The sequence below is a fragment of the Kribbella sp. genome (assembly GCF_035655035.1).
Classification (GTDB): domain Bacteria; phylum Actinomycetota; class Actinomycetes; order Propionibacteriales; family Kribbellaceae; genus Kribbella.
Map to the genome: position 1 here is coordinate 1 of NZ_DASRVN010000683.1, position 6,683 is coordinate 6,683.

Annotated in this window: 10 protein-coding genes; 6 read left to right on the forward strand and 4 right to left on the reverse strand. The window is 69.8% G+C overall.

The window, feature by feature from the left end; translation table 11 throughout:
• The first annotated feature begins 216 nt into the window (after positions 1-216).
• The 3 genes from VFF46_RS35650 to VFF46_RS35660 are packed head-to-tail and all read left to right on the forward strand — an operon-like array spanning position 217 to position 1,574.
• The gene (locus VFF46_RS35650; RefSeq protein ID WP_325041665.1) at positions 217-618 is read left to right on the forward strand and encodes a protein-tyrosine phosphatase family protein; all 402 of its coding nucleotides are present in this window, start codon (positions 217-219) and stop codon (positions 616-618) included.
• A gap of 21 nt (positions 619-639) precedes the next feature.
• Positions 640-1,035 (forward strand): RidA family protein, encoded by a 396-nt coding sequence (locus tag VFF46_RS35655; RefSeq protein WP_325041666.1) that lies wholly within the window; start codon positions 640-642, stop codon positions 1,033-1,035.
• The gene (locus VFF46_RS35660) at positions 1,032-1,574 is read left to right on the forward strand and encodes a GrpB family protein (protein WP_325041667.1); all 543 of its coding nucleotides are present in this window, start codon (positions 1,032-1,034) and stop codon (positions 1,572-1,574) included. Before VFF46_RS35655 ends, VFF46_RS35660 begins: the two co-directional genes overlap by 4 nt.
• On the opposite strand, the gene VFF46_RS35665 is transcribed toward VFF46_RS35660, so the two are convergent.
• Positions 1,522-2,778 carry an FAD-binding oxidoreductase gene (locus VFF46_RS35665; RefSeq protein WP_325041668.1) on the reverse strand — a complete coding sequence of 419 codons (1,257 nt, stop codon included), beginning with the start codon at positions 2,776-2,778 and terminating at the stop codon, positions 1,522-1,524. The two genes, VFF46_RS35660 and VFF46_RS35665, sit on opposite strands and share 53 nt — an antisense overlap.
• A gap of 57 nt (positions 2,779-2,835) precedes the next feature.
• Here VFF46_RS35665 and VFF46_RS35670 point away from each other — a divergent pair, with 57 nt between their 5' ends.
• On the forward strand, positions 2,836-3,843 hold the full coding sequence (locus tag VFF46_RS35670; protein ID WP_325041669.1) for a helix-turn-helix transcriptional regulator: 1,008 nt from the start codon (positions 2,836-2,838) through the stop codon (positions 3,841-3,843).
• Here VFF46_RS35670 and VFF46_RS35675 read toward each other — a convergent pair.
• Together VFF46_RS35675 and VFF46_RS35680 are read right to left on the reverse strand one after the other, a co-directional pair.
• A complete protein-coding gene (locus VFF46_RS35675) occupies positions 3,793-4,194 on the reverse strand; it encodes a hypothetical protein (RefSeq protein ID WP_325041670.1) in 402 nt (133 codons plus the stop codon). The two genes, VFF46_RS35670 and VFF46_RS35675, sit on opposite strands and share 51 nt — an antisense overlap.
• On the reverse strand, positions 4,191-4,688 hold the full coding sequence (locus VFF46_RS35680; RefSeq protein ID WP_325041671.1) for a hypothetical protein: 498 nt from the start codon (positions 4,686-4,688) through the stop codon (positions 4,191-4,193). The genes VFF46_RS35675 and VFF46_RS35680 overlap by 4 nt, the downstream gene beginning before the upstream one ends.
• An 82-nt stretch (positions 4,689-4,770) precedes the next feature.
• Between VFF46_RS35680 and VFF46_RS35685 the strand changes: the two genes are divergently transcribed.
• A complete protein-coding gene (locus VFF46_RS35685; protein ID WP_325041672.1) occupies positions 4,771-5,403 on the forward strand; it encodes a MerR family transcriptional regulator in 633 nt (210 codons plus the stop codon).
• On the opposite strand, the gene VFF46_RS35690 is transcribed toward VFF46_RS35685, so the two are convergent.
• Complete coding sequence (locus tag VFF46_RS35690; protein ID WP_325041673.1) at positions 5,400-5,873, reverse strand: MarR family winged helix-turn-helix transcriptional regulator; 474 nt, start codon at positions 5,871-5,873, stop codon at positions 5,400-5,402. The two genes, VFF46_RS35685 and VFF46_RS35690, sit on opposite strands and share 4 nt — an antisense overlap.
• 105 nt (positions 5,874-5,978) lie before the next feature.
• Here VFF46_RS35690 and VFF46_RS35695 point away from each other — a divergent pair, with 105 nt between their 5' ends.
• The gene (locus tag VFF46_RS35695) at positions 5,979-6,560 is read left to right on the forward strand and encodes an NAD(P)H-dependent oxidoreductase (RefSeq protein WP_325041674.1); all 582 of its coding nucleotides are present in this window, start codon (positions 5,979-5,981) and stop codon (positions 6,558-6,560) included.
• Positions 6,561-6,683: the final 123 nt, after the last annotated feature.

The window sequence follows — 6,683 nt, forward strand, 5'->3', positions numbered from 1 at the left end:
TCCGCCGACCACGCCGAGAACCAGCAGATCATCGCCCGGATCGGCACCCGCCTGCACAATGAGAAGGGCGTCGAGGTCTACCTCGCCCCCGACCCCGACAAGCTGCACCTGTTCTCCACCTCCACCGAGGAGCGCCTCGTAGTCTGATCGGCCCCAACGGTTCTTTCCTTGTAGTTTGGCCCTGTGGGCCTCTGGGAGAATGACGCACCAGGAGTGATGGAGCTGCCGTCGGGTCGGCTCGTCCGCGGACGTGGTCTGCGGCACGGCCCGGCGGCAGCGCCGTTCCCGACGTACGGCCTGTATCTGCTCGGCAAGGAACCGCCAGACGTGCCGTGGGAGGCGCACTGGGTGAAGTGGCCGGACTTCCGGCTCCCCGTCGATCGTCCCCAGGCGCTGGCCGCGTTCCGCGACGCGCTGGAGCAGACGGCGACCGGGCGGGTCGAGATGGTCTGCGGCGGCGGCCGCGGACGCACCGGTACGGCGCTCGCGTGCCTCGCCGTACTGGACGGTATGCCGGCCGACCGGGCCGTTGATTACGTCCGGCAGCACTACGACAAGCACGCCGTGGAAACGCCGTGGCAGCGGCGGTACGTGCTAAATCTGTTGACCGGGGCGTGAGGGATCGCGTTGGCTCAGGGTGTGACGATCGAGCGAAGCAACCCCGACGGCTTGCATGCGACGCCTGGGTATCACCACGTGACCCGGGTCCAGGCGGACACCTTGGTGTACCTGGCCGGGCAGTGCCCGTTGCAGCCGTCCGGCGAGCTGGCCTCCGGCGGTCTCGAAGGGCAGACCGCGCAGGTGATCACGAACATCAGCACCGCGCTGGCAGCCGCCGGTGCGACGCCTGACCAGGTCGTCCGTACGGTGATCTACGTCGCCAGCTCCGAGCAGGCCGACCTCGGCGCGGTCTGGGCCCAGCTCAACGCGTCGCCGATCGCGGCGGCCTTCACCACGGCGAGCACGCTGCTCGGCGTCGCCCAGCTCGGGTTCGCGGGGCAGCTGGTCGAGATCGACGTCACGGCGGCTTTGTGATCGTTCCGGCCGAGGTGGTCGAGTACGACCCGCGCTGGCCGCTGTGGTTCGCGGAGATCCGCGGGCGGCTGGGGCCGTTCCTGGCCGGGCTTCCGCACCGGATCGAGCACGTCGGCAGTACGGCGGTACCCGGTCTGGTCGCGAAGCCGATCATCGACGTGGACATCGTCGTACCGTCGGCCGACCTGGTACCGACCGCGATCGCGCGGCTGGCCGCGGCCGGCTACCTGCACGAGGGCGACCAGGGGATCGCCGGTCGGGAGGCGTTCGCGCTACCGCCCGACGCGGTGCACTACCACCACCTGTACGTCGTTGTCGACGGCAACAAGGCGTACCGGGACCACGTACTGCTCCGCGACCACCTGCGCGCGGACGCCGCCGACCGCGAGCGGTACGCCGCCCGCAAACGCGAGCTGGCGCACCTCCTCAGCACCGACCGCGGCGCCTACGTCTCCGGCAAGGGCGCACTGGTCGAGGAGCTGATCGCTAGATCTGGTGGTTCGCCCACAAGCGGCACTGGGGATCGTAGCGGCGCCTGAGCTCGACCAGGCGGTCGTAGTCGTCGTATACCTCCGCGATCTCGTCGGGCGTCAGCTTCTCGAAGGTGAAGTTGAGGGCTCGGCCAACAGTTGCCTCGCGCCACGGTTCGAGGACGTCGCGCGGGGTGGCAGCTTCGCCCGGAGTCAGCACGGTGAGCGAGTACGCAGCCTCGCGGTGGCCGACCGCGTTCGGGACCTCGGGCTGCCGGGCGAGCGCTCCGCCGAGGTGCCGGATGCCGATCACGTGCATCCGTGGCGCGTCCGGGCCCGGCAGGGTCTTCAGCGCGTCGAGGTTGCTGACCAGCACGTTGCGCGAGGTGTAGCTGTCGGGGCGCTCCGGCTCCGCGAAGATCCGCCCGGAGTCGACGTACGGCAGCTCCCCGACCGTGTCGAGTACCGGCGTACCGATCGCGCGGAGCGGCGCGATCAGCTCCGCGCCGCGGTCGCCGAGGATCGCGAGCTGGACCTGCCCGATGTACTTCCCGCGCAGCACCTCCGGAACCTGCGGGAAGTCCGGGATCGGCAGGATCGCGATCGCCGACGTCACGTCCTCCGGCACCGTCCGGGTCCAGTCCCGCCAGACCTCCGGCACGTCCGGGTACTCGGCGAGGTCGAAGTACAGGCTGCCGCCGAAGATCGTCGGCACGTCGAACAGGTCGATCTCGATCCCGGTCACGACCCCGAAGTTCCCGCCACCGCCGCGGAGCGCCCAGAACAGGTCCGGGTCGTCCTCCGCGTTCCGCCGTCCGCCGTCCGCGGTCACCACCTCGATCCGCCGGACGTGGTCCGCGGAGTACCCGTACCGCCGGGCCATCAGCCCCAGTCCCCCGCCGAGCGTGTACGAGATCGCGCCGACACCCGGCGCGCTGCCGGACAGCGGCGCGAGCCCGTCCGGCGCGGTCGCGGTCAGGACGTCCCGCCAGGTCGCGCCTGCCTCGATCCACGCGGTCCGCCGCTCGGCGTCCACCTTCACGCCGTTGAAGCCGGCGGTCGCGATCAGCGCGCCGCCCTCGATCCCCTCGATCACCCCGTGCCCGGCCGCCTGTACGGCGATCCGCAGGTCGTGGGCGATCGCGTACCGGACCGCCTCCTGCACCTCGTCCGCGCTGGTCACCGGGAAGATCACCTCCGGCCGGTGCGGGTCCCGCCGCTGGAACCCGAGCCGCGCGTCGTCGTACCCCGTGCTTGTCGTCGTCAGCATCATGCGACTCACGCTAGAAGCCCTTGCGGACACATCTTGTCCGCAAGGGATCATGGGCTCATGAGCGACATGCCTGGCCGTCTCCTGCGGCTGTTGTCCCTGCTCCAGAGCCGCCGCGAGTGGTCGGGCCGCGAGCTGGCCGACCGCCTCGGCGTCACCGAGCGGACGGTACGGCGGGACGTCGAACGGCTGCGGGCGCTCGACTACCCGGTCACCGGCACGACCGGGACCGCGGGCGGATACCGGCTCGGCTCCGGTACGCACCTGCCGCCGCTGCAACTGGACGACGACGAGGCGATCGCGGTCGCTCTCGGCCTGGTCGGTGCGGCCGGCGGCGGCGTCAGCGGGATGGCGGACAGTTCGATGAGCGCACTGGCCAAGCTGGAGCAGGTCCTGCCCGCGCGGTTGCGCCCGCAGCTCGCGGCGGTCGGGTCGGCCGCGGAGGCGATCCCGCGGCCCGGTCTTCCACAGGTCGACCCGGGCGTGCTCGCCGTACTCGCCCGCTGCTGCCGGAACCACGAGCTCGTGGCCTTCGACTACAACGGACGCAGCCGCGCGACGACCAGGCGGCGGGTGGAGCCGCATCAGCTGCTGACGCTGGCCTGGCGGTGGTACCTGCTCGCGTTCGACCCGGACCGCGACGACTGGCGGATCTTCCGCGTCGACCGGATCTCCTCGGTGGATCCGGTCCTGCATCGCTTCACGCCGCGGGTGATCGACGGCCCGTCGTACCTGGTGGAGTCGTTCGTCTCGGCGCAGTACCGGCATACCGTCGAGCTGACCGTCGAGGCCGCCGCGTCGACGGTGACCTCGACCTTCGAGGGGGTGGTCCGGGGCATCGTCACGCCTCTCACCGAGACCTCGTGCAGGGTCCGCTTCAGCGCCGACACCCCGGGCATGCTCCTCACCCAGGTCGCCGCACTCGCCGCCCTCGGCCCGTTCACCGTCGACCAGGCGACACCGGAGACGGCCGCACTGATCAGTGCAACCGGCGAGCGGCTCGCGCGAGCCTTTGCGCTAGGCAACGATCAGGCCGATCCCGAGGGTCAGGACCCCGATCGCCAGTGACGCGGCGCCGAGCCAGAGGATCCAGAGGAACTGGTTCGGCGTGGTCCGGTCCTTGCCGGCCGACGAGGCGAAGAAGCCGCCGGACATCAGGATCGCCGCGGCCGGGATCGCGAGCCGGGCGACCCACAACCAGAACCCGGTGAGCCCGGTGTGGTCGACGTACAGCAGGCCGACCAGGCTGAGGATGACGAGCACGCCGGCGTGCGCGTGGCCGGCCCGGGCGAAGGACTTCTGGAAGTCGGTCATCGGGACTTGACCGCGGACGACCCGGGTCATGAAGTAGCCGCCGAACTGGATCGTCACGATCGTGAGCAAGATGACGCCGGCGATGGTGCGGGACGCGTCGGTCATACGAGGGCCTCTTCTTCGACGAGTGGTTTCGTGGTTGCGGATCGCGCCGCCCAGAGCGCGACGGCGAGGTACAGGAGCTGCTCGGGGATGCGCTCCCAGAGCGGCGACGCCGCGCCGCCGGCGAACGGTACGTGCGCGACCGCGGCGTGGATGTTGGCCGGGACCAGCGCGACGAACAGCGCCGCCAGGGCGTAGCCGGCCGCGGTGCGGGTCGCGGTGACCACCAGACCGGCGGCGCCGAGCAGTTCGAGTACGCCGGTCAGGTAGACGAGCACGTCGGCGTACGGCAGGAACGGCGGGACCATCCGCACCATGTCGGCGTGGTTGGGCATCACCGTCACGCTCGCCGGGACGAAGTGCGCGCTCGCCGTCAGCACCAGCATCTCCGCCATCGCGTGCGCCGCCGCGACCGGCCAGGTCGTGAACCGGCGGACGCCGAGCGCACCCAACGCCCGGAAGCCGACGGCGCCCAGGATCAGTACGAGCGGGATCATCCGACTCGCCTCCTTATGGATAGTACAAGTATCCGCTTATGGATACTGATACTATCCATGACAGTCACGAGGAAGGCAAGCGATGCGAATCGGGGAACTCAGCAAGGCCACCGGCGTCCCGGTGCCGACGATCAAGTACTACCTGCGCGAGGGCCTGCTCCCGGCCGGCGAACTCAGCAGTCCGAACCAGGCGTCGTACGGCGAGGCGCACATCCGCCGGCTGCGCCTGATCCGCGCGCTGATCGAGCTGGCACAGGTACCGGTGGCCACCGTGAAGGAGATCCTCGAATCACTCGACGCGGACACCGAGCCGCTGCACGAGCAGATCGGCCGCGCCCATCGCGCCCTGACCCCGACGCGCCGGCTGTCCGCCTCCGACGACGCCCGCGCCGCCGCGACCGCCCGGGTCACCAAGCTGATCGAGGACCGCGGCTGGTCCGTCGATCCCGAGGCGCCCGCCTTGGCCACGCTGATCGACACCATCGCCGCATATCACAGCCTCGGCCAGGACAACCTGATCGCCCACCTCGACACGTACGCCGACGCCGTCGAGGCCTTCACCGCCCTGGAGGTCGAGGCCGTCACCGCCAACCCGACCCGCGACCAGCTGACCGAATCCGTCGTGATCGGCACGATCCTCGGCGAGACCGTGATCGCGTCCCTCCGGCTGCTCGCCCAGGAGTCGATCTCCGCCGAACTCTGGAAGAACCGCTAACAGTCGCCGAGCAGTCCGGGCAGCAGCTTGGACATCGCCTTCTGCAACGCCCGCCGCTCGGTCCCGGTCAGCGGATCGAAGACCAGTTTGCGGACCAGCTCGACGTGACCGGGCGCGGCCTTCACCAGCTCCGCGTGGCCGTCCGGCGTGAGGATCGCATTCGTGAAGCGGCCGTCGTTCGGGTCGGGTTCACGGCGTACCAGGCCGCGATCCTCCAGGCGTCGGATCAGGTGGGAGAGGCGGGAGAGCTCGGAGTTGGTCAGGATCGCGAGACTGCTCAGCCGCATCGTGTGCTCGGGCTGGTCCGAGAGGCCGGCGAGGACGTAGTACTCCAGGAAGCTCAGACCGGAATCGCGCTGAAGCTGCTCTCCGAGGGCCGTCGTCAGCAGCGCCATCGCGAGCTGCAAGGTCTTCCAGGTCTCGAGCTCGTCAGCCTGGAGCCACCGTGGCTCGACCGCTTCACTCCCCATGCCTGCAGCATAGCCAAGCTCACCGATGACTTGAATGTTCATGTCAATCGCTCTATCGTCTTACTTGAAGTTTCAAGTCATCCTCTTCCTGAAGGAGTCGTCGCGATGAGCGACCTGAAGATCGCGGTCATCCTCGGCAGCACCCGCCCCGGCCGGAACGGCAAGGCGGTCGCGGACTGGGTCCTCGCCCAGGCGCAGCAGCGGACCGGCGCGACCTACGAATTGATCGACCTGCTCGACCACCCGCTGCCGCACCTGGACGAGGCCGTCCCGCCGGCCGCCGGGCAGTACGCCGGTGAGCACACGAAGGCGTGGGCCGCGACGATCGCGGCGTACGACGGGTTCGTGTTCGTCACGCCGGAGTACAACCACTCGACGTCCGGCGTACTGAAGAACGCGATCGACTACCTGTACGGCGAATGGAACAACAAGGCCGCCGGCTTCGTCTCGTACGGTTCGCTCGGCGGCGCGCGGGCGATCGAGCACCTCCGCGCGATCAGCGCCGAGCTCCAACTCGCCGACGTACGTCAGCAGCTGTCGTTCTCCCTCTTCACCGACTTCGAGAACTTCAGCACCTTCAAGCCCGGCCCGCAGTACGCCGACCAGGCCGCGGTCCTCTTCGACCAACTGGAGTCCTGGGCCGGTGCCCTACGCCAGGTCCGCACCGCCCAACCGGTCGCGGCATGAACCTCACCGCCTGGATCATCTCCGGCGTACTCGCCGCGTTGTTCCTGCTGTCCGGCGCGATGAAGGTGCCTGCCACCAAGGCCGCCCTGGCGGCGAACCCCCGGATGGGCTGGGCGGCCCCGT